The organism is Mycobacterium sp. SMC-16 (assembly GCF_046250085.1).
Classification (GTDB): Bacteria; Actinomycetota; Actinomycetes; order Mycobacteriales; family Mycobacteriaceae; genus Mycobacterium; species Mycobacterium phocaicum.
On record NZ_CP176427.1, the window covers coordinates 1,856,774 to 1,876,997 of the forward strand.

20 protein-coding genes and 1 tRNA gene are annotated in these 20,224 nt (G+C 67.9%); 12 read left to right on the forward strand and 9 right to left on the reverse strand.

Going from position 1 to position 20,224, the window contains the following annotated elements:
• Positions 1-68 precede the first annotated feature (68 nt).
• The 3 genes from ACJEIK_RS08925 (at position 69) to ACJEIK_RS08935 (ending at position 3,617) form a co-directional block, all read left to right on the forward strand.
• Positions 69-1,337 (forward strand): deoxyguanosinetriphosphate triphosphohydrolase, encoded by a 1,269-nt coding sequence (locus ACJEIK_RS08925; RefSeq protein ID WP_135355802.1) that lies wholly within the window; start codon positions 69-71, stop codon positions 1,335-1,337.
• A gap of 25 nt (positions 1,338-1,362) precedes the next feature.
• Positions 1,363-3,258 (forward strand): DNA primase, encoded by a 1,896-nt coding sequence (gene dnaG / locus ACJEIK_RS08930; RefSeq protein ID WP_409431362.1) that lies wholly within the window; start codon positions 1,363-1,365, stop codon positions 3,256-3,258.
• Between the two features lie 77 nt (positions 3,259-3,335).
• Positions 3,336-3,617: a hypothetical protein gene (locus ACJEIK_RS08935; RefSeq protein ID WP_133427280.1), complete on the forward strand. Its 282-nt coding sequence runs from the start codon at positions 3,336-3,338 to the stop codon at positions 3,615-3,617.
• 27 nt (positions 3,618-3,644) lie between these two features.
• On the opposite strand, the gene ACJEIK_RS08940 is transcribed toward ACJEIK_RS08935, so the two are convergent.
• Complete coding sequence (locus ACJEIK_RS08940; protein WP_020102071.1) at positions 3,645-3,887, reverse strand: hypothetical protein; 243 nt, start codon at positions 3,885-3,887, stop codon at positions 3,645-3,647.
• Between the two features lie 158 nt (positions 3,888-4,045).
• Between ACJEIK_RS08940 and ACJEIK_RS08945 the strand changes: the two genes are divergently transcribed.
• The 3 genes from ACJEIK_RS08945 (at position 4,046) to ACJEIK_RS08955 (ending at position 5,542) form a co-directional block, all read left to right on the forward strand.
• Positions 4,046-4,118, forward strand: a tRNA-Asn gene (locus ACJEIK_RS08945).
• 184 nt (positions 4,119-4,302) lie between these two features.
• Positions 4,303-4,533, forward strand: a complete 231-nt coding sequence (locus ACJEIK_RS08950; RefSeq protein WP_133427281.1) for a hypothetical protein — start codon at positions 4,303-4,305, stop codon at positions 4,531-4,533.
• Between the two features lie 166 nt (positions 4,534-4,699).
• Positions 4,700-5,542 (forward strand): PRC and DUF2382 domain-containing protein, encoded by an 843-nt coding sequence (locus ACJEIK_RS08955; protein WP_409431363.1) that lies wholly within the window; start codon positions 4,700-4,702, stop codon positions 5,540-5,542.
• A 6-nt stretch (positions 5,543-5,548) separates the two neighbouring features.
• Here ACJEIK_RS08955 and ACJEIK_RS08960 read toward each other — a convergent pair whose 3' ends face one another.
• From ACJEIK_RS08960 to ACJEIK_RS08970, 3 genes are all read right to left on the reverse strand, one after another.
• Positions 5,549-6,025 (reverse strand): GNAT family N-acetyltransferase, encoded by a 477-nt coding sequence (locus ACJEIK_RS08960; protein ID WP_409431364.1) that lies wholly within the window; start codon positions 6,023-6,025, stop codon positions 5,549-5,551.
• Positions 6,026-6,049: 24 nt separating this feature from the next.
• Complete coding sequence (locus ACJEIK_RS08965; RefSeq protein WP_138248471.1) at positions 6,050-6,448, reverse strand: hypothetical protein; 399 nt, start codon at positions 6,446-6,448, stop codon at positions 6,050-6,052.
• Positions 6,449-6,535: 87 nt separating this feature from the next.
• Entirely contained in the window at positions 6,536-8,149 is a 1,614-nt protein-coding gene (locus ACJEIK_RS08970) for a cellulase family glycosylhydrolase (RefSeq protein ID WP_237162927.1), read from the reverse strand.
• A 257-nt stretch (positions 8,150-8,406) separates the two neighbouring features.
• Between ACJEIK_RS08970 and ACJEIK_RS08975 the strand changes: the two genes are divergently transcribed.
• Positions 8,407-8,907 (forward strand): LppP/LprE family lipoprotein, encoded by a 501-nt coding sequence (locus ACJEIK_RS08975; protein ID WP_133427285.1) that lies wholly within the window; start codon positions 8,407-8,409, stop codon positions 8,905-8,907.
• Between the two features lie 3 nt (positions 8,908-8,910).
• Here ACJEIK_RS08975 and ACJEIK_RS08980 read toward each other — a convergent pair whose 3' ends face one another.
• Entirely contained in the window at positions 8,911-9,354 is a 444-nt protein-coding gene (locus tag ACJEIK_RS08980) for a MarR family winged helix-turn-helix transcriptional regulator (RefSeq protein ID WP_133427286.1), read from the reverse strand.
• A gap of 100 nt (positions 9,355-9,454) precedes the next feature.
• On the opposite strand from ACJEIK_RS08980, the gene ACJEIK_RS08985 reads away from it, so the two are divergent.
• Both ACJEIK_RS08985 and ACJEIK_RS08990 read left to right on the forward strand, forming a co-directional pair.
• Positions 9,455-11,482 (forward strand): ATP-binding cassette domain-containing protein, encoded by a 2,028-nt coding sequence (locus ACJEIK_RS08985; RefSeq protein WP_133427287.1) that lies wholly within the window; start codon positions 9,455-9,457, stop codon positions 11,480-11,482.
• On the forward strand, positions 11,479-12,315 hold the full coding sequence (locus ACJEIK_RS08990; protein ID WP_135355793.1) for an energy-coupling factor transporter transmembrane component T family protein: 837 nt from the start codon (positions 11,479-11,481) through the stop codon (positions 12,313-12,315). Before ACJEIK_RS08985 ends, ACJEIK_RS08990 begins: the two co-directional genes overlap by 4 nt.
• On the opposite strand, the gene ACJEIK_RS08995 is transcribed toward ACJEIK_RS08990, so the two are convergent.
• From ACJEIK_RS08995 to ACJEIK_RS09005, 3 genes are read right to left on the reverse strand one after another with little or no spacing between them, the layout of a single operon-like run.
• Positions 12,312-13,634: a sugar ABC transporter substrate-binding protein gene (locus tag ACJEIK_RS08995; RefSeq protein WP_135355792.1), complete on the reverse strand. Its 1,323-nt coding sequence runs from the start codon at positions 13,632-13,634 to the stop codon at positions 12,312-12,314. The two genes, ACJEIK_RS08990 and ACJEIK_RS08995, sit on opposite strands and share 4 nt — an antisense overlap.
• Positions 13,631-14,443 (reverse strand): carbohydrate ABC transporter permease, encoded by an 813-nt coding sequence (locus ACJEIK_RS09000; RefSeq protein ID WP_409431365.1) that lies wholly within the window; start codon positions 14,441-14,443, stop codon positions 13,631-13,633. The genes ACJEIK_RS08995 and ACJEIK_RS09000 overlap by 4 nt, the downstream gene beginning before the upstream one ends.
• Positions 14,430-15,302, reverse strand: coding sequence for a carbohydrate ABC transporter permease (locus tag ACJEIK_RS09005; RefSeq protein WP_409431366.1), 873 nt, complete (start codon positions 15,300-15,302; stop codon positions 14,430-14,432). Before ACJEIK_RS09005 ends, ACJEIK_RS09000 begins: the two co-directional genes overlap by 14 nt.
• Before the next feature lie 38 nt (positions 15,303-15,340).
• On the opposite strand from ACJEIK_RS09005, the gene ACJEIK_RS09010 reads away from it, so the two are divergent.
• Both ACJEIK_RS09010 and ACJEIK_RS09015 read left to right on the forward strand, forming a co-directional pair.
• Positions 15,341-16,858 (forward strand): TldD/PmbA family protein, encoded by a 1,518-nt coding sequence (locus tag ACJEIK_RS09010; RefSeq protein ID WP_409431367.1) that lies wholly within the window; start codon positions 15,341-15,343, stop codon positions 16,856-16,858.
• Complete coding sequence (locus ACJEIK_RS09015; RefSeq protein WP_409431368.1) at positions 16,858-18,258, forward strand: metallopeptidase TldD-related protein; 1,401 nt, start codon at positions 16,858-16,860, stop codon at positions 18,256-18,258. The genes ACJEIK_RS09010 and ACJEIK_RS09015 overlap by 1 nt, the downstream gene beginning before the upstream one ends.
• On the opposite strand, the gene ACJEIK_RS09020 is transcribed toward ACJEIK_RS09015, so the two are convergent.
• Positions 18,242-19,267, reverse strand: coding sequence for a threonine aldolase family protein (locus ACJEIK_RS09020; RefSeq protein ID WP_409431369.1), 1,026 nt, complete (start codon positions 19,265-19,267; stop codon positions 18,242-18,244). The two genes, ACJEIK_RS09015 and ACJEIK_RS09020, sit on opposite strands and share 17 nt — an antisense overlap.
• Positions 19,268-19,281: 14 nt before the next feature.
• Here ACJEIK_RS09020 and ACJEIK_RS09025 point away from each other — a divergent pair, with 14 nt between their 5' ends.
• On the forward strand, positions 19,282-20,124 hold the full coding sequence (locus ACJEIK_RS09025) for a carboxymuconolactone decarboxylase family protein (protein ID WP_409431673.1): 843 nt from the start codon (positions 19,282-19,284) through the stop codon (positions 20,122-20,124).
• Positions 20,125-20,224 lie beyond the last annotated feature (100 nt).

Consider the following 20,224-nt stretch of genomic DNA (forward strand, 5'->3'; position numbering starts at 1 on the left):
CTAGTTAAGGTGCCCCGACCTTGAGGGTGTCTGGCCATTGGGCGCGCCCGGGCTGGCAGACTTCGGCCGTGGGCATTGCAAGCGACGGATACACCGACTTCGACCGGCAGCGGCTGGTCGGGGAGGGCGTCAAGAGCGCCACGCTGCCCGGAACCGATGCCGGACACCGCACCGATTTCGCGCGGGACCGGGCCCGCGTGCTGCACAGCGCCGCGCTGCGCCGGCTCGCCGACAAGACACAGGTGGTCGGGCCCCGGCAGGGTGAGACCCCGCGGACCAGGCTCACCCACTCTCTCGAAGTGGCCCAGATCGGCCGCCACATGGCCGTCGGGCTGGGCTGTGATCCCGACCTGGTCGACCTCGCCGGTCTGGCCCACGACATCGGCCATCCGCCCTACGGCCACAACGGTGAACGGGCGCTCGACGAGATCGCCAAGCCGTTCGGCGGCTTCGAGGGCAATGCCCAGAATTTCCGCATCCTGACCCGGCTCGAACCGAAAACGCTTGACAGCGAGGGACGTTCGGCGGGCCTGAATCTGACCCGGGCGGCGCTGGACGCCGTGATCAAGTACCCGTGGTTCCGGGAGGACCGCGTGAAGTTCGGCTTCTACGACGACGACGCGGCCGCCGCGGCCTGGGTGCGCGAGGGTGCGCCGGCCGAGCGGCTGTGCCTGGAGGCCCAGGTCATGGACTGGGCCGACGATGTCGCGTATTCCGTGCACGATGTCGAGGACGGCATCATCTCCGGCCGCATCGACCTGCGCGTCCTCGCCGACGCCGACGCGGCCGACACTCTGGCCAAGCTCGGCGCCCGGTCGCATCCGACGGTGACGCACGACGACATGCTGGCGGCCGCCGCGCGGTTGTCGCAGCTCCCCGTGGTCACCGCTGTCGGCAAGTACGACGGTTCAGTCGCGACGTCCGTCGCGCTCAAGCGGCTCACCAGTGAGTTGGTCGGCCGGTTCGCCAACGCCGCCGTCACCGAGACCAAGAAGCAGGCGGGCCGCGCGACGATGCGCCGGTTCGACGCCGAGCTCGCGGTGCCGGCCCTGGTCCGGGCCGAGGTGGCGGTGCTCAAGATGCTGGCGCTGCAATTCATCATGTCGGACCACCAGCACCTGCAGATTCAGGCCGACCAGCGCACCATGGTCCGCGAGGTCGCGCTGTCGCTGTGGGGCCAGGCCCCGGCGAGTCTCGACCCGCAGTTCGCCGCCGAGTTCGCCCTCGCCGACGACGACGGCGCCCGCCTTCGGGTGGTCGTCGACCAGATCGCGTCGTACACCGAGACCCGGCTGGAACGCGTCCACGAAGCCCGCTCGCCGCGGCCGCTGGACTGAATCAAGCTCCGCCTACACTGGGCGCGTGGCCGGCCGGATTCCTGATCGCGATATCGCGGCCATTCGTGAACGCACCCGCATCGAGGACATCGTCGGCGAGCACGTGCAGCTGCGGCGCGCGGGCGCCGACTCGCTCAAGGGGCTGTGCCCGTTCCACGACGAGAAGTCGCCGTCGTTCCATGTGCGGCCCAACCATGGGCTGTTCCACTGCTTCGGCTGCGCCGAGGGCGGCGACGTCTACGCCTTCGTGCAGAAGATCGAGCACGTCACCTTCGTCGAAGCTGTGGAGTTGCTCGCCGACCGGCTGAACTACACCATCAGCTACGAGGGTTCGTCGACCACCAATGTGCAGCGGGACAAGGGCAGCCGTAGCCGGCTGCTGGCCGCCAACGCCGCCGCGCAGGAGTTCTACGCCGAGGCGTTGCAGTCGGCCGAGGCCGCTGCCGCCCGCCAGTACCTGATCGACCGGAACTTCGACGCCGACGCGGCCAAGCGCTTCGGCTGCGGATTCGCACCGTCGGGCTGGGACACCCTGACAAAACACCTGCTGCGCAAGGGATTCACGTTCAAGGAGCTGGAGGCCGCCGGGTTGTCCCGCGAGGGCCGCCGCGGCCCGATGGACCGGTTCCACCGCAGGCTGCTCTGGCCCATCCGGGGCGCGACGGGTGAGGTGATCGGGTTCGGCGCTCGCCGCCTGTTCGACGACGACCACATGGAAGCCAAGTACGTCAACACCCCGGAAACGGTGTTGTACAAGAAGTCCCACGTGCTGTTCGGTCTCGACCTGGCCAAGCGCGACATCGCCAAGGGCCATCAGGCCGTCGTCGTCGAGGGCTACACCGACGTCATGGCCATGCACCTGTCCGGCGTGACCACCGCGGTCGCTTCGTGTGGGACGGCGTTCGGCGACGAGCACCTGTCGATGCTGCGGCGACTGATGATGGACGACAACTTCTTTCGCGGCGAGCTGATCTACGTGTTCGACGGTGACGCCGCCGGACGTGCCGCCGCGGTGAAAGCCTTTGAGGGCGAACAGAATCTGACCGGCCAGTCGTTCGTCGCCGTGGCCTCCGACGGCATGGACCCATGCGATCTGCGCCTGGCGGCCGGCGACGGCGCGCTGCGGGATCTGGTGGCGCGCCGAACACCGTTGTTCGAGTTCGTGATTCGCACGGCACTCGAAGAGCACGACCTGGACAGCGCGGAGGGCCGCGTCGCGGCACTCCGGCGGTGTGTGCCGTTGACGGCCCGGATCAAGGACCCTACCCTCCGTGACGAGTACGCCCGTCAGCTCGCCGGCTGGGTCGGTTGGGACGATGTGGCGCAGGTGATCGCGCGGGTGCGCGAGACCGCCAAGTCGGGCCCTGCGACGTCGAAGCGGGATGCCCGGCGCCCGTCGGCGCCGGCCGCTCCGGCCGCGGCAGCGGCAGTGGGGCGTCCGAACCCGAAAGACCCGACGTTGTGGCCGCAGCGCGAGGCACTCAAGTCGGCGCTGCAGTACCCGGCGATGGCCGGCCCGGTGTTCGACGGGCTGCCCGTCGACAGCTTCACCCATCCCGGTTATGCCACCGTCCGGCAGGCGATCACCACGGCAGGCGGGACGGCGTCCGGCCTGGGCGGTGCGGAATGGATCGAGGCGGTCCGGGCGGCAGACCCGGCGGCGGCGAACCTGATCAACGAACTGTCGGTCGAGGCGTTCCAGGCCGAAGAGGACAAGCTGCCGCGCTACATCGCGAGCGTGCTGGCCCGCCTGCAGGAGGTCTGGGTGGGCCGCGAGATCGCCGAGTTGAAGTCGAAACTGCAGCGCATGTCGCCCGTCGAGCAGAGCGACGAGTACCACGCGTTGTTCGGGGACCTCGTCGCCATGGAGCAGTACCGGCGCAGCCTGCTGCAGCAGGCCAGCGGCGACGACCTCAGCTGAGGCTTTTGTCGGTGTAACGCGGAGAACCACGGTCCGCGATATGGTGGGGCAGAACCGACCCAGGGGAGAGGCCCAGCATGACCATCGGAGCAACCCGGCTTTTCGCCGCAGCAGCGCTCGTGGCCACCGCGGTGGCTGCCCCGGTCATCGTGGCGCTGAGCAGCACCCCGTCGTCGCAGACGACGGCCGACGGCGGCTGCCTCGCCTGGTTCGGCAACAAGGAAGACGGCTACTGCATGGGCCGGTCCAACGGCCAGCCGGTCAACGTCGGCACGCCGTGGGGCGTCTGGGGGCCCAGCGGCGGCATCAGCAGCGGCCCGCTGCTGCCGGGCCAGACCTGGAACCAGCCGCTCGGCTGAGACGTACGCGCCCCCGGCGGGCGCGGGTCAGTCGTGAATCGACTCCGGATGCAGGACCGCGGTCTGTGAGTCGATCGCCGTCAACCGCACCATGTTCGGGTCCGGGGACACCTTGTCGGCCAGCTTGCGCCGGCCCGCATCCAGCACGGCCTTGGTCTTCGGGCTCTCGGTGATGGCGCGGTATGTGCCGGCGATCTGCTCGTAACGGCGACGGCCTGCCTTGGCTCCCAGAACATAGCCAACGGCCATGACGGCGACGGCTCGGATCACTGGACCCCTCCCTGATGACGGTGCTTGGCTCCATCCTGCCTCACGATCGCCGATGCGTCTGGCCCGACCGGCAGCTACCAGCCGATTCAAAGATCCGCGCAGTCATGCGCTAGAGTCATGCCTCGGTTCAGGGACACGCGCCCAGGGCCTGAGCACAATCCCCTGTAGCTCAATTGGCAGAGCTCCCGACTGTTAATCGGGCGGTTATTGGTTCGAGTCCAATCGGGGGAGCAACGGTGACCAGCACGGAAGTGCTGGTCATTTTGCATTCTGGGGTGGCTTCGCAGTTTTCGGCCTCCGGCGCTGCGCCGAGCGTGCGGCGCGATGCGATTTCTGCGGCGCGTCGCCTCGAAATGACCCACGCTCGATACGCGCCCTGAGTTTTGGTGCCCAGGCTCACGGGTACCCGCAAGGCATGAACGAATCGCGTACCTCGGTCGGCGCCATGGTGCCGGGCCTGGTGACCATTGCCACGAGCTTCGTGGCCCTGGTCGTCGGTGCCGTCGCGATGGTGGCCGGATATCTGACGTTCGGCGCAGTGGCGATGATTGTCTCGCTGGCCGCTGCGACCTTCGGTGCCGTGTGGTTGCTGTCGGGCATGTTGCTCAGCGAGCACCACCCGCACCTGCACGGCCGGCACGTCTAGCCGCCGCCTGACCCCAAAAGCATTCGAGAAAAAGGCATTTGAGTGCCTTTTCGGCGTGGTGTTGCCGCGCTTCGGCAACCGAGAGCGTCGTCAACACACCCGCGCGGGCCTGATCGGGCCTGCGGCGTAATGGGAAATACGAGTAACGGACGAAAGGAGCGAATTTATGACGAACGTGCTGGAACAAATCAAGGGTGCGACCGCGTACGACCCGTCCGGGGAGAAGATCGGCAAGATTCACGAGCTGTATCTGGACGGCCAGAGCAGGGAGCCCAAGTGGGCTTCGGTGCACACGGGCCTCTTCGGCATGACGGAGTCGCTGGTCCCGTTGGCAGGTGCCCGGCCCGACGGTGAGGATTCGGTACGCGTGGCCGTGGCGAAGAGCGCGGTGAAGGACGCCCCGCACGTGGACATCGGTGAGCGGATCAGCCCGGCTGACGAAGCCACCCTGACGCAGTATTACGGCCTGCGGTCCACCGGGCCGACGCCGCCGCCCTCCCCGCAGCCCGGTCCCGACTCGACACCCTCCAACGGCGGCAAGCACCTGCGGGGAGCGGCGCCGGCCCTTGGCGGCATCGGCGGTACCTCGGCGAACACGTCGGCACATACCGCGGAGCCGGCGACGTCTGCCACCACCCATACCGGGCCGGAGATGATCCGCTCGGAGGAGCGTCTCCAGGTGGGCACCGAGCGCACGACGTCAGGCACAGCCCGCCTCAACAAGCATGTGGTGACCGAGCAACGGACCGTACAGGTGCCCGTCACGCACGAGGAGGTGCGCGTGGAGCGCGCCGCCATCAGCGATCCGGCTCACGTCCGTGACACCCGACTCGCCGACGACCAACGCGAGGTGACGCTGCACGAGGACCAGGTCGTCGTCAGCAAGGAATCGGTTCCCGTCGAACGGGTTCGACTGGCGGTCGATGAGGTCACCGAGAACCAGCAGGTCACCGAGGACGTTCGCCGCGAAGAGATCAACGCCGACGGCGTGGAGCGTCGCCGCCGCTGACCCTTTTCAGCGCAGCGGAGCCGACGGCGCCGGGCCCAGATGCAGGATCGGAAACGGTCGCCCGTCGCCGTCGGTCTCCGACCGGCTGAGGGTGACGAACCCGTGGCGCTGATAAAAACCCACGGCTTGCGGGTTCTGCTCGTTCACGTCGACCAACAGGCCCGGCTCCTTGGCCCGCGCGTCGGCCAGCAGGACCGAGCCCGCGCCACGACCCCGATGCTGGTGGTCGACGAACAGCATCTCGAGATTGCCGCCCGCGACACCCGAGAAGCCGACGGGCACGCCGTCGAAGTCCGCGATGGTGAGGTCGACCATCCCCAGGTACTCCTCGGCCAGTCGCCGCTCGTAGAAGTCGATGTCGTCGGCGGTCAGGAAGTGATGCGTCGCTTCGACGGCGCTACGCCAGATGCGTACCAGCTCCGGCCATTCCGTGGGTCCATGGCACGGACGGAGTGAGAAGTTCTGCGTCGTGGTCACATTCACAGAGTAGAGACGGGCTCGGGAGGCTCACCAAGCGACGACGTGGTCCGGGCCTGAGCCCTGCTCCATATCGGAATCGTCCGGGGGAGTGAGCAAGTCGCCCCAATGCTTGAGGGCGGTTCGCATCGCATCGGGACGGGACCCGCCGGCCAGCCGCAGGGAATGGCCACCGGAGAGCTCGACCAGCGCCTCCGCCAGTACGTAAGGCGACATGTCGGCGTCGTGGGCGACCCCGATCAATTCGACGGCCGCGTCCTGCCAACGTCGCCGCTGCAGTCCGACGAGGACGCCGACGGCAAGGGCCAGCACGCGGCGTTGTGCCTTGTTGCCCGCGGTCGGCCACGCGCCGCCGCCATACAGTCCGGCGACGCCTCCGGGCAAATCACCGTCGTAGTCCGGTGGTCTACCACCGACCGTGATCGACATGGACATTACTTACCCACGCGTCGATGTCGCGAAACGCACAGCTATCCGGAGCGGTGCAGGCGCACCGCTCCGGATGAGTCGATGAAGTTACTTCTTCTTGGCGTTCTTCGGCCCGGTGTTCTTCGGGCTGGAGTTCGACGGCGCGGACTTCGCCTTCGTGTCCTGCTTCGGTGCCGTTGACTTCGTGGACCCAGCCGGTGCCGCGGTGTCGGCCTTGGTCGCCGAGGCCTTGGGCGCCAACGCCTTTGGCGTGCCCGGGGTGGCCGGGGTCGCGGGTATTGCCCGCGCTGCCGGGGTGGCCGGTGTTGCCGGGACGGCAGGGGTGCCCGGAGTCGCCTGGGTTGCCGGTGTGGCCGGAGTCGCCGGTGTTGCCGGTGTTGCGGCAGTCGCCGGGGTGGCGGGCGTTGCCCGGACGGCCGTGACGGGCACGCCGGCCGCGATGGTGCGGCCGGCCAGGAGGGGCACCGCCGCCGGATCGGTCGCCGGGTCGGCCGCTGTTGCGGTCGTGTCCGTCGTCTTCGTCGCTGCCGCGGTCTCCCCGGAGGCAACGCGCATCGTCGAAACCGTCGGGTCGGCAAGCGTTTCGGTGGTGGCGCTGAGCGTCGAAACCGTCGGGTCGGCAAGGGTTCTGGTGGCGCTCAGCGTCGTGAGGGCCAGCATCGGGCTCGGGTCCGGCGTGCCGATCGCCTGCTGCGGATGCGTCGCGGTCCATTGCGCGATGACGTTCGCGGCGGGCTTCGGCGTCCAATCCGTCTGGAACACACCAAGAGTGTCCTGATCGCTGGTGCTGCCCGTGTTGCGGTCGCGGGTGGTGTAGATGAACATCGGCCCGGTGTAGTCGAAGCTGCTCCACGAGTTCAGGAAGTTGGAGATGAACGCCGCCTGCGTGTTGTTGTCGACGACGGAGGTGGGCTCGCCGTATTCGGTCGCCCAAATCTGCTTGGTGCCGTCACCGGCCGCGACCATCTCCTGATGGATCGTGGCCAGCTGGTTGATCGGGGCAATCGGCCCGTACGGAGTGCCGTTGCCGAACGGCACCTGGTACTGGTACGGGTGGAACGACAGCGCGTCGAAATAGCCCTGGGCGCCGTTGTCGTACATGCCCTGGACGTATGAGGCCGCGTTGATGGCCAGGCCGGGCGTATCGGTGACCCAGCCGACCACGCCGCCGATCACGGTCGCGTCGGGGTCGGCGGCCTTGATCGCCGGATACGCCGCCTGCAGCAGCCTGGTGTACGCCGCGGGATCGGGTGTCGGGTACCAGGACGGCGCCGCGTTGGGCTCGTTCCACACCTCGTAAGCCGATACCTTGCCGGCGTAGCGCTCCGCGACTGCGCTGACGAATTGCGCGTACTGGGTGTTGTCCGCCGGCGGCGAGGCCACGGCTGGAGCGCCTGTTGGTACCGCCCACGCCGGCGTGGCGTTGAGCACGCCGAGAATGCCCATGTTGCGGTCGGCCGCGGCGTTCACCAGGGTGTCGACGGTGCTCCAGTTCCAATAGCCCGGTGCCGGTTCGATGTTGTTCCACGGGAGCAGGATCCGGACGTTCTGCACGCCGAGGGACTGCATCTCGTCGAGCGTCTTGTTGATGTCGGCCGTCGACATGCCGATGATGTCCGAATCGGCGAATCCCACTGTCGTGTTCGACTCCGTGATGGCCGCAGACAGCAAATAGGGCACCGGTCCCGGACCGGTGCCCACGCTCGCAAAAATCAAACCTGCAACCCCGACGGGCAATGCCGCCGAGATTGCCACTGTCACACCGGTCTTGACCACCGGCCTTTGATGCTGACCTCGCTTCGTTCTATGCCACATCGAATTTCCCCTAGTCACAATTGATTTCGCGCCCGGCTAACCCCTGCCGGGCGTCAAAGACAAGGTTTGGGTGCCCCGTGCAAACTGCGGGCAAACCAGGTTGCTGTCAAAAAGCTTGGTGCGCTTGGCCGTAGTCTGGCCGCATGCGGTCCATCGGCTACTCCTCGGCAATCGTCCTGCTCTCGGCATCTGCCCTGCTCACCGCCGGATGCGGCTGGAGCCCGAAAGGTCCGGACCCGGAGCCTCAGGCCGACAAGTGCACACCCGCCGACGGGCCGGCGCAGAACGTCGTGACCGCGTCCATCTACGCGCTGCCGGCGCCGCCGTCGGGCAAGTGGACTCAGATGGGCAGCGGCCACACCGCGAACTGTGCGTTGTACTGGGTGCAGGTCGGGCAGAACAATTCGACGCCGGACAGCCTGCAGCAGGTGGTGTTCTTCAACAAGAACACGATGATCGGCACGCCGACGCCCACCGCGCGGCCGTACATCACCGTGACCGCGAGCGCACCGGACAGCGTGACGGTGCAGTACCAGTGGCAGCAGCCCAACGATCAGCCGGGAATGCCGACCGGCATCGGCACTGTGCGGTTCACCGTCGACGGCGGCGCACTCAAGGCGCTGGACCCGATCCCCGGGCCGTGAGCGTCAGTGCGCGGCGAGCAGGCCGCGCATGATCTCGACGGCGGCCGCCAGGGTGTCCCGATCGGTGCTGTCGAGTTCCTCCAGGAACGGGTCGATGGCGTTGCCGCGGTCGGCGCGGACCTGCGCCAGCGTGGCGACGCCCTGCGGCGTGATGCTGATGAGGACGGCGCGGGCGTCGTCGGGGTCGACGGTGCGGGAGACCAATCCGGCCTCCTCGAGGCGACGGACCTGCGTCGTCATCGTCGGCTGTGAGCAGTGGTCGAGCGCGGCGAGATCGGAGATGCGGGCGCGTCCCTCGGCTTCGATGGTGGAGAGCAGCCGGGCCTGGGCGAAGGGCAGCGGCAGCCGGACGCGCTGATTGGCCAGACGGTTGATGCGTGCGACGACGGTGAGCAGATCCGATGCGAGGGTCGTTTCGGTCGCCGGTGCAACTGTCATGTTCAACATGGTTCCATAGATTCTCTATGTAGTCGAACCTGCCGCCGGGAGTGGTGACGGTCACAACACCGTCGAGTTTACTCGTCTGCGCAGCTGGCAGAATTGTGCAATGACTGCTGCCGGCACCAGAGATAAGGCCGGTCCCCTCGATCCGGGCGAGTACGCCCAGGCCGCCGTGATGGCGGCGCTGAGCGCGGCCACCGCCATCATCGCCGTCGTGGTGCCGTTCGCCGCGGGCCTCGGCATGCTGGGCACGGTCCCGATGGGACTGCTGGCCTACCGCTACCGACTCCGGGTGTTGGTGGCCGCGACCGTCGCCGGCGGCACCATCGCGTTCCTGATTGCCGGCATGGGCGGGCTGATGACCGTGGTGTTCTGTGCTTACATCGGTGGCCTGACGGGCATCGTCAAGCGCACGGGCCGCGGCATCGTCACCGTCCTGTGCGCATCGGTGGTTGCGGGGGCCGCGTTCGGGGCCTACGTCATCGGCATCCTGCTGTTGGTGCGGCGGCTGCGGGAGTTGATCTTCGCGTCGATGACCTCGAACATCCACGGCATCGCCAACGTCATCGCTGCGGTGCCGGGCGGGGAGCGGGCGGCCGAGGATCTGCGCACCGGGTTCGCGGCATTTCTGCACTACTGGCCGGTGCCGATCATGATCTCGGTGATCATGCACATCATCGTCGTCACGCTGCTGGGCTGGTGGGCGCTGTCGCGGGTTTTGAAGCGGCTCTACGGGATTCCCGACGTGCACAAGCTCGACACCGTCGAATCCTCCGGTCTGGTGGCACCGGTCCCGGCGCGCCTGCGCGATGTCCGATTCCGGTACCCGGGTACCAATCGAGACGCGCTCGGCCCGGTGAGCATGGACATCAACGAGGGCGAGCACGTCGCCGTCACCGGCGCCAATGGATCGGGCAAGACGACACTGATGCTCACGCTCGCGGGCCGCGCACCGACGGCGGGCACCATCGACCGGCCGGGCGCGGTCGGTCTCGGTCGGACCGGTGGCACCGCGGTCGTCATGCAGCATCCCGAGAGCCAGGTGCTCGGCACCCGCGTGGCCGACGACGTGGTCTGGGGTCTGCCGTCGGGGACGACGATCGACGTCGAACGGCTGCTGGGTGAGGTCGGTTTGAGCGGCATGGCCGACCGGGACACCGGCGGGCTGTCGGGCGGCGAGCTGCAGCGGCTGGCCGTGGCGGCTGCCCTGGCCCGTGAACCGGCGCTGCTGATCGCCGACGAGGTCACGAGCATGGTCGACCAGGAGGGCCGCGATGTCCTGCTCTCGGTGCTGTCCGACCTGACCCGGCACCACCGGACCTCGCTCGTGCACATCACGCACTACAACGACGAAGCCGACTCGGCCGACCGGGTCGTCCGGCTGGACGGCGCCAGCGACAACATCGAGATGGTCGCGACCGCACCGGTGCCGATGGTGTCCGACGGTGTCGAACCCGGCGGCCCGGCCGTGCTCGAGGTTCAGGGCGTGGGGCACCAGTACGGCAGTGGGACGCCATGGGAATCAACGGCATTGCGCGACATCAGCTTCACCGTCCATGAGGGCGAGGGCGTGCTGATCCACGGGCTCAACGGCTCCGGCAAGTCCACACTGGCCTGGATCCTGGCTGGTCTCACCGTGCCCACCGCCGGCAGCTGTCTGCTCGACGGCAAGCCGGTGTCCGATCAGGTTGGTGCCGTGGCCATCTCGTTCCAGGCGGCGCGGCTGCAGTTGATGCGGTCTCGCGTCGGCGCCGAAATCGCCTCGGCAGCCGGCTTTTCCAAGCGTGACACCGCGCGCATCGTCGAAGCTCTCGCGATGGTCGGGCTCGATCCCGAACTGGCCGATCGGCGCATCGACCAGCTCAGCGGCGGCCAGATGCGCCGCGTGGTGTTGGCCGGATTGCTTTCTCGTCGCCCGCGGGCCCTGATTCTGGACGAGCCGCTGGCCGGGCTGGACGCCGCGAGCCAGCGTGGTCTGGTGACACTGCTCGCCGAACTGCGCCGCACCACCGGGCTGACGGTCGTCGTCATCTCGCACGACTTCGCCGGGCTCGACGAACTCTGTCCGCGCATCCTGCGGCTGCACCGCGGTGAACTCGTTGAGGCTCCGATCACCGCGGGAGGACGATCATGACGGCACCCGCGACGCAGCGCCGGTCGATGGTGCTGCTGCGTCCCGTGCCGGGGACCTCGGCCATTCACGAACTGTGGGCCGGTACGAAACTCATCGTGGTGGCGCTGATCGGCATCGTCCTGACGATGTACCCCGGCTGGGTGCCGATCGGCCTGGTCGCGCTGTTGGTGCTGCTCACGGCGTGGCTGGCACACATCCCACGCAGTGTGCTGCCTTCGGTGCCGCGCCTGGTGTGGGTGCTGCTGTTGCTCGGTGGTGGAACGGCCGCCCTGGCGGGCGGCGAGCCGTTCCTCGACGTCGGGTCTGTGCATCTGGGAATGGGTGGTCTGCTGAACTTTCTGCGGATCACGGTGCTGTCGATCGTGCTGCTGGGACTGGGCGGGCTGGTCTCGTGGACCACCAATGTCGCTGAAATCGCGCCCGCGGTGGCCACTTTGGGGCGGCCGCTCAAGTGGCTGCGCATCCCTGTCGACGAGTGGGCGGTCACGCTGGCCTTGGCGCTGCGAGCCTTCCCGATGTTGATCGATGAATACCGAGTGCTGTTTGCGGCTCGCCGGTTGCGGCCAAAGGTGCGGCCGGAGACGCGACGCGAGCGCAGTCGGCAACGTCGCAGAGAAATCGTCGACCTGCTGGCGGCCGCGATCACGGTGGCGCTACGCCGCGGCGATGAGATGGGCGATGCCATCACGGCGCGCGGTGGCGTGGGCCAGATTGTCGCCAGTCCGGCACGACCGGGACGGGCCGATACGGTGGCGCTGCTGATGGTCGTCGCGATGTGCGCGTTGTCGCTGTGGGTCGAGGTGGCCACGCCGCTGGCCACGCACCGGCTCTAGCGATCGGCGGCGGCGTTGGCCGCGCGCTGGGCATCGGCCAGGGTTGATGCGACCGGCGCGCGGCCCAGGAACATCTCATCGAAAAACGGTCTGATGGCCAGGAATCCGGCCGGGAAGCCCGCACCGCCGGGGGCCGGGAGCCGGGGGCCGTCCAGCACCGTGAAGAACGGTCGCACGTCGACACCGCGCTGTGCCCAGTAGTCGAAGTAGACCGGTTGGGCAGCCAGCACCGCCGGCACGGCCGCCCCTTTGGTGCCCAGGAACGCGTTTCCGTCGGCGCTGCCCATCCACTGCAGTACTGCCCGCACCGCATCAGGATGGCGGGTGGCCGAATTGGCCGCGGCGGCAATCCCGTTGGTGACGCTGACGCGGCCATCCGGTCCGCTGGGCAGCATTGCCACGCCCCATCGGAAGCGCGCCTGATCGGCGATGGCAGCCAGGTTGTAGGTGCCCGACTGGAACAGCGCCATACGGCCCTGCAGAAACTGGTTGCGGGAGAAGTCGCCGTTGCCGTTGGTGTCGGCGGCCGAAGGGGAGACGTGGTCGGTGTTGATCAAGTTGACCAGATACACGAAAGCCTCTCGCGCGCCGGGATTGTCGAACGCGAACCGGTCACCATCGCTGAAGGAGCCACCGGCCGAGCCGATGTAGTTCAGGTAGATGCCCTGCAGATCGTTGGCGGCGTTGTAACCCCACTGCCGCACCTGCCCGGCGTCGAATCCCGGTGTCCCGGCCTGGTTCCCGTGCCGGTCGAGGGTCAGCCGGGCCAGCAACGGACGCAGCGTGTCATCGGCGTCGGGGGACCAGCGCAGCGCGTCCAGGTCGGCGGGCTCGACACCGGCCGCCGCGAGCAGGTCGGCGTTGTAGTACAGCGCGATGCCACCGTCGGTCAGTTGCGGCACCGCCCACAGCGTCCCGTCGCGGGTGAACTGCTGGTTCACCGACCGGTCCCACGCGTCGGAGGTGCCCTCGCCCAACAGCTTTCCGATGTCGAGCAGCCGACCGGTGTCCGCGTAGGCGGCCAGGTAGGCGTTCGACAGCCAGAAGATGTCGTCGGCGCCGCCGCCGGCGACATCGGTGCGCAGCGAATCGAAGTACGAGGCATAGGCCACGACATCGACCCGGACCTCGATGTCCGGATGCCGCCGGGCGAACTCGGCGAACGACGACCGGTACGCGGCAGCGACCTGCGCGTCCCACAGTCGCACCGTGACAACGGTTTTCCCGGTGTCCTGCGTCCGGCCCATCAGCACGGCGGCCACAAGGAGCACCGCCATGGTGGCGGCCAGGGCGATCACGAAGCGGGTCGAGAACTTCATTTCAAGCCGGTGACGACGATGGAGCGGACGATGTGCCGGCCCAGCAAGCTGAACAGCAGGATCAGCGGCACGATGGCGACGGTCGTTGCCGCCAGCACCACGGTCCACTGTGCGTCGAACTGGGACTGCAGGCCAGCGGTGGCGACGGTCAGCACCCGCCACGATGAGCCGCTGGTGATGACCAGCGGCCACATGAAGCTGTTCCATTGCGAGACAACGGTGATCAGTCCCAGGGTGACCAGGATCGACCGGCTGGCCGGCAGCACCACGTGCACGATGACGTCGAGCGTGCTGGCGCCGTCGATGCGGGCGGCGCGGATGAGGTCGGCCGGGATGGAGCGGAAGTACTCGCGCAGCAGGAAAATCGCGTAGGGCGAGCCGAACATGAACGGCAGCACCAACGCCCAGAAGGTGTTACGCAGCCCGGCCTCGGCCATCATGAGGTACAGCGGCACGACGGTCACCGTCGCGGGCACCATCAGCGTCGCCAGATAGAGCCAGAACAGGGTGTCGCGCCCCGGAAATTCGAGCCGGGCGAAGGCATAGGCGGCGGTCACCGAGAAGGCCAGCTGGCCCACCAGGATCACGGCGGTCATCAGGGCGGTCACCAGTGCGGCCCGGCCGAAGCCGGCGTCGGACAGGGCGGTGTAGTTGGCGAGCGTCGGCGGATTCGGCAGGGACAGCGGCGATTCGGTGTTGAACTGGCGGGCCGAGGTGAACGACGTCAGCAGGCCCAGACCGAACGGCACCAGGGTGATCGCGGCGCCGAGCACCAGCACCGTGTAGATGAGCGCGTTACGTGAGGTCATAGCTGACCCGCCGGCGGAAGTAGATGTGCTGAACCAGGGTGATGCCGAGCAACAGCACGAACAGGATCAAGGCCATCACGGCTGCGCGGCCCACGGCTGCCGAGCCGAACGCCTCGGCGTAGATGCGGTGGGCGATCAGGTCGGTGCGGCCCTCGGGGCCGCCGCCCGTCAGCGCGTAGACGGTGTCGAAAACCTGTGCCGCACTGACGACGCCCGTCACCAGCACGAAGAAGAATGTCGGCCGCAGCATCGGCAAGGTGATGCGACAAAACCGTTGCCAGGCGCTCGCCCCGTCGATGCGGGCGGCGTCGTGAACGTCGCCCGGGATGGCCAGGATCCCGGCGAGGAAGAACAGCGTCACGTAGCCGACGTTGGTCCACACCGTGACAGCCGAAACCAGTGGCAGCGCCAGTGTGGGATCCGTCAGCCATTCGATGCGGTGCCCGAGCACGGTGCTCACCGCACCATCGGTGGGGCTGAGAATCCAGCGCCACAGCACCGCGATTGCCAAGGGTGAGCAGATCCACGGCAGGACATACAGCGTTCGGAAGAACCCGGTGCCCGGCAGGCCGCGGGCCAGCAGCGTGGCGGCGACCAGACCGAGAATCGTTTGGACGGGGACCACCAGCGCGACGAAGCCGAAGGTCACGGCCATCGAGCGGCCGAATGTGGGGTCGGTCAGCACGGTGTGCCAGTTGTCGAGCCCGACGAACCGGATGGGCCCCAGGAGATCCCACCGCTGCAGGCTCAGCCAGGCCACGACCAGCATGGGGAGCAGCAGGAACATCACCACGCCGAACAGGCTGGGGGCGAGCAGCGCGTAGCCGGTCAAGGTGTCCCGGAACCCGCGGCGTGCCACCGGATCATTAAAGCCTGTGGTGCTACTACGGTGTAGCCGTGACTGCGCTGCGACGGGTTGACGCCGACTTCCTGGCCTTGCCGCGCCATTTGCTGGCCGACGCCGCGGTGTCGGCCGCGCTGGCTGCCGGTGCGAGCTACGCCGACCTCCGGATTCACCGGATCACCACCGAACACATCCAGCTGCGCGACGGCGAGCTGGAATCCTCGGTGGTCACCCGCGAGATCGGGCTGGCGGTCCGGGTGATCGTCGACGGCACCTGGGGTTTCGCGTCGCACGCCGAGCTGACGCCCGAGGTCGCGGCCGAGACCGCCCGTCGGGCCGTGCAGGTCGCCGTTGCGCTGGCGCCGCTCAATGCCGAGCGCATCGAGCTGGCTCCCGAGCCGGTCTATGCCGACGTGTCCTGGGTGTCGCCGTACCGCATCGACCCGTTCGAGATCACCGCCGCCGACAAGATCGCGCTGCTGGGCGAGTACACCGGCCGGTTGCTCGCGGCCGACGGGGTGGACCACGTATCGGCGGGTCTGCAGGCCGTCAAGGAGCAGGTGTTCTACGCCGACGCGTTCGGTTCGTCGATCACGCAACAGCGGGTGCGGGTGCAGCCGACGCTCGAGGCCGTCGCCGTGGATGCCGCGGCCGTTGCCTTCGAAACGATGCGGACGCTGGCGCCGCCGACTGCCCGCGGCTGGGAGGCCGTCGCCGGTGACGAGGTCTGGGACTGGACAACCGAATTGGCGGAGCTGCCGACGCTGTTGGCCGAGAAGGTCAAGGCGCCCAGCGTGACGGCCGGTCCCACCGATCTGGTGATCGACCCGACCAACCTGTGGCTGACCATCCACGAATCCATCGGCCACGCCACCGAATACGACCGGGCCATCGGCTACGAAGCGGCCTACGCCGGTACGTCGTTCGCCACCCCGGACAAGCTGGGGACCATGCAGTACGGGTCGCCGATCATGAACGTCACCGCGGACCGCACCGTCGAACACGGTTTGGCGACCATCGGATTCGACGACGAAGGTGTCCGCGCGCAGAGTTGGGACCTGGTGCGAGACGGCGTCTTCGTCGGGTACCAACTGGACAGGGTGTTCGCGCCGAAGCTCGGGGTCAGCCGGTCCAACGGCTGCTCGTACGCGGATTCGCCGCATCACGTGCCGATCCAGCGGATGGCCAACGTTTCGCTGCAGCCGGGTACCGACGATCTCAGCACCGACGACCTGATCAGCCGGGTCGAGAACGGCATCTACATCGTCGGCGACAAGTCGTGGTCAATCGACATGCAGCGGTACAACTTCCAGTTCACCGGGCAGCGGTTCTTCAAGATCCGCAACGGCAAGCTGGACGGCCAGGTGCGCGACGTCGCCTACCAGGCCACCACCACCGACTTCTGGGGATCGATGGAAGCCGTTGGCGGAGAGTCGACCTGGCGCCTCGGTGGCGCGTTCAACTGCGGCAAGGCGCAGCCCGGCCAGGTGGCCGCCGTCAGCCACGGCTGCCCGTCCGCGCTGTTCCGCGGAATCAATGTGCTCAACACGCGAACTGAATCGGGGCGTTGATGCTGAATAATTCTCCCGGTCGCTACGCTCGCCCTGCTGCACCACAGGTTGTCGACCTGGTGCTGGCCGAGGCCACCCGCCGCGGCCGCGCCGACGAGACCATCGTCCTGGTGACCGACAGGTCCACCGCGTCACTGCGCTGGGCCCGCAACACCATGACCACCAACGGCGAGTCGGTGAGCCGCGAGACCACGGTCATTTCGATTGTCCGCCAAGGGGATAAGGCCCGGGTCGGCGTCGTGAAGTCCAGTGAGGTCGATCCGTCGACCATCGCGGGCCTGGTGGCGGCGTCGCAGGACGCCGCGGAGGCGGCGCCCGAGGCGCGTGACAGCGCGCCGCCGCTGGCCGGCGTGGAGACCTCCGACGACTGGGAGGCACCGTCGCCGCTGACGGGTGCCGCGGTGTTCGGCAACGTGGCCACCCGCCTCGTCGACGGCTTCCACCGCAGTGACGCGCTGTACGGGTTCGCGCGGCACGAACTCGACACCACCTATCTGGCGACCTCGGGTGGTATCCGGCGGCGGTTCACCCAGCCGACCGGTTCGGTGGAGATCAACGCCAAGCGGGATGGCGCCAGCGCCTGGGCCGGGGTCAGCACCGCCGATTTCGTCGATGTTCCAGTCGATTCCATGCTCGACGACCTGGGCCTGCGTCTCGGCTGGGCGTCCCGGACCGTGGAGTTGCCCGCCGGTCGCTACGAGACGCTGATGCCGCCGTCGACCGTCGCGGACATGATGATCTACCTGGGCTGGAGCATGGACGGCCGCGGCGCCCAGGAGGGCCGTACCGCGCTGTCGGCGCCGGGCGGCACCCGGGTGGGGGAGAAGCTCACCGACCTCGGGCTGACCCTGTACTCGGATCCCGTTGCGCCCGGGCTGGATTGCCTGCCGTTCGTGGCGACGTCGAGTTCGTCGGAGCGGGTGTCGGTGTTCGACAACGGCCTGGACATCGGACGCGTCGACTGGATTCGCGACGGTGTCGTGAATGCGCTGGCGTATCCACGTTCTGCCGCAGCGGAATTCGACGCACCCGTGGCCGTACCTGCCGACAACCTCCTGATGACCGGCGGCTCGGTGAGCCTGTCCGACATGATCGCCGGCACCGAACGCGGCCTGCTGCTGACGACGCTGTGGTACATGCGTGAAGTCGATCCGACGGTGCTGCTGCTGACCGGCCTGACGCGCGACGGCGTCTACCTCATCGAGGATGGCGAGGTGACGGCCGCGGTCAACAACTTCCGGTTCAACGAGAGCCCGCTGGACCTGCTGCGGCGCGCCACCGAGGCCGGCGTCAGCGAGACCACGCTGCCCCGCGAGTGGGGTGACTGGGCCACCCGGGCGCAGATGCCGTCACTGCGCATTCCGGACTTCCACATGTCGTCGGTCAGTCAGGCGCAATAGCTTTCAGTGCGCCGGCGACGTCGTCGTCGGTGGTGGCCCAGGAGCAGACGAACCGGACGATCGGTCGCAGCGGGTCCGGGGCGTGGACGGCGAAGTGCTCCCGCACGCGTGCGGTGGTCGTCGCGTCGAGGATGACGAACACCTCGTTGGCTTCGGTCGGCGTGGCCAGGTCGAGGCCTGCCGCTGTCATCCCGGCGCTCAAGGCGGCGGCCATGCGGTTGGCGTGGGCAGCGGTCTGTAGCCAGAGATCTTCATGCAGCATGGCTTCGAACTGCGCCGAGATGAAGCGGTGCTTGCTGGCGAGGTGACCGATCTGCTTCTGTACGAAGCGAATTCCCTGGAAGTGTTCGGGACGGCGGATCAGTACCGCGTCACCGAAGAGCATGCCGTTCTTGGTGCCGCCGACGGTGACGATATCGGCGTCGCCGACGGCATCCCGTGGAGACACATCAAGGGCAGCAATGGCATTGGCGATGCGTGAGCCATCCACGTGGACCAACAGGTCGTGCTGGTGGGCGTAGCCGATAAACTCGGCCAGGGCGGCGGGCGACCAGACGCGGCCGTTCTCGGTGGACTGGGTGATCGTGACGATGCGCGGCTGGGAGTGGTGCACCTCGCCGCGGCGGGCGATGTGCCGATCCAGCTCCTTCGGTGAGATCAGCCCGTCATCGCTGGGTAGGCGAGTCAGCTGCGCGCCGGAGAGCCGCACGGGCCCACCGGCTTCGTCGAGCAGTGAGTGCGCGATATCGCTGCACAGGATTTCCTGCCAGGGCCGCACTGCCGAAGCCAGCGCGATGATGTTGGCGGCCGTGCCGGTCAGTGCGAACAGCACGTCGGCGTCGGGGGACTCGAAGGCCTCTTTGAGCCTCTGAGCCGCACGCTCGGTGCTGGGGTCGGTACCGTACGAGCTCACGCTGTCGTGGTTGGCCCTGACGATCGCTTCGATCACCCGTGGGTGGGCACCAGCAGCGTTGTCGGAAGCGAATGCGGCCGAGACGGTCGAAGCCATGCGTCGATGGTCTCATCGCGGCAATAATCCGAAGTGTGGAGGATCTACTGACTGCCCTGATCGCGTTGTCGCCGCCGGCTGATCGGCGGCTCAACGCGGTGATGCGGCAGACGTGTGCCGAGACCCTGGGACTTGCGCCGTTGCCCTATGAAGAGGTGTACGGGCCCGTGTCCGACGCCGAGCCGCTGGTGGCCGAATTCGCCGAGCAGTTCAGTACCGACGTGTCGGTGATCTCTGAGGCTCAGCGGAAACAGCTCACTGCCGCGCTGGGCGGCAACAGTTTTCGCATCGTGGCCCTGATGTTCATTGCAGATTTCGTGCCGCGCGTGCGGGCTGGATTCGCGGCACTGGGGCTACCGCCGATCGCAGATCCCGATGGCTGGGACCACTCCACTGACCCGGTGGACCTGCTGTTGAACCGCTTCGCAAGTGCGGTAGGGGCGCGTCGGGAGCTAGACCCAGTCATGACCGAGGTCGTCCGGCTGCGGGGCGCGGCCGCGCACAACTGCCGGCTGTGCAAGTCACTGCGCGAGGGCACGGCGCTGGATGCCGGCGGCAATGAGTCGCTGTATTCGGAGATCGAGCTGTACGAGTCGTCGGAGCTGCTCGACGAGAGGCAGAAGGCCGCGTTGCGCTACGTCGACGCGTTGGTGTGGACGCCGTCGCGGATACCGGCCGACGTCGCAGCGGGCGTACGCGCGCACTTCTCCGACGCCGAGGCCATCGAGATCACCCTCGACGTGATGCGCAACGGCATCAACAAGATTGCCGTCGCGCTGGGCGGCGATGCGCCGCGGGTCAGCGAGGGGACCGAGCGATATCTGCTCGGCGCCGATGGGCAGCCGGTGTTCTCTTAGGGTCCCCCTTCTGGGAGGCTCTGAAAAAACTTTGGTCACTTTGTTTGCGCTGGTCACACTAGGTAACTGGCGTCACATTCCCGGCCACTTCTTGTCGGTG

Excerpts from the sequence above, each read along its gene's own strand:
- ACJEIK_RS08985 (WP_133427287.1), top strand. The coding sequence starts at position 9,455 with ATGACTGCTGCCGGCACCAGAGATAAGGCCGGTCCCCTCGATCCGGGC.
- ACJEIK_RS08955 (WP_409431363.1), top strand. The coding sequence starts at position 4,700 with ATGACGAACGTGCTGGAACAAATCAAGGGTGCGACCGCGTACGACCCG.
- ACJEIK_RS08965 (WP_138248471.1), bottom strand. The coding sequence starts at position 6,448 with ATGTCGATCACGGTCGGTGGTAGACCACCGGACTACGACGGTGATTTG.
- ACJEIK_RS09020 (WP_409431369.1), bottom strand. The coding sequence starts at position 19,267 with ATGGCTTCGACCGTCTCGGCCGCATTCGCTTCCGACAACGCTGCTGGT.
- ACJEIK_RS08980 (WP_133427286.1), bottom strand. The coding sequence starts at position 9,354 with ATGTTGAACATGACAGTTGCACCGGCGACCGAAACGACCCTCGCATCG.
- ACJEIK_RS08935 (WP_133427280.1), top strand. The coding sequence starts at position 3,336 with ATGACCATCGGAGCAACCCGGCTTTTCGCCGCAGCAGCGCTCGTGGCC.
- ACJEIK_RS08995 (WP_135355792.1), bottom strand. The coding sequence starts at position 13,634 with ATGAAGTTCTCGACCCGCTTCGTGATCGCCCTGGCCGCCACCATGGCG.
- ACJEIK_RS09015 (WP_409431368.1), top strand. The coding sequence starts at position 16,858 with ATGCTGAATAATTCTCCCGGTCGCTACGCTCGCCCTGCTGCACCACAG.
- ACJEIK_RS08990 (WP_135355793.1), top strand. The coding sequence starts at position 11,479 with ATGACGGCACCCGCGACGCAGCGCCGGTCGATGGTGCTGCTGCGTCCC.
- ACJEIK_RS09000 (WP_409431365.1), bottom strand. The coding sequence starts at position 14,443 with ATGACCTCACGTAACGCGCTCATCTACACGGTGCTGGTGCTCGGCGCC.
- ACJEIK_RS08975 (WP_133427285.1), top strand. The coding sequence starts at position 8,407 with ATGCGGTCCATCGGCTACTCCTCGGCAATCGTCCTGCTCTCGGCATCT.
- ACJEIK_RS08950 (WP_133427281.1), top strand. The coding sequence starts at position 4,303 with ATGAACGAATCGCGTACCTCGGTCGGCGCCATGGTGCCGGGCCTGGTG.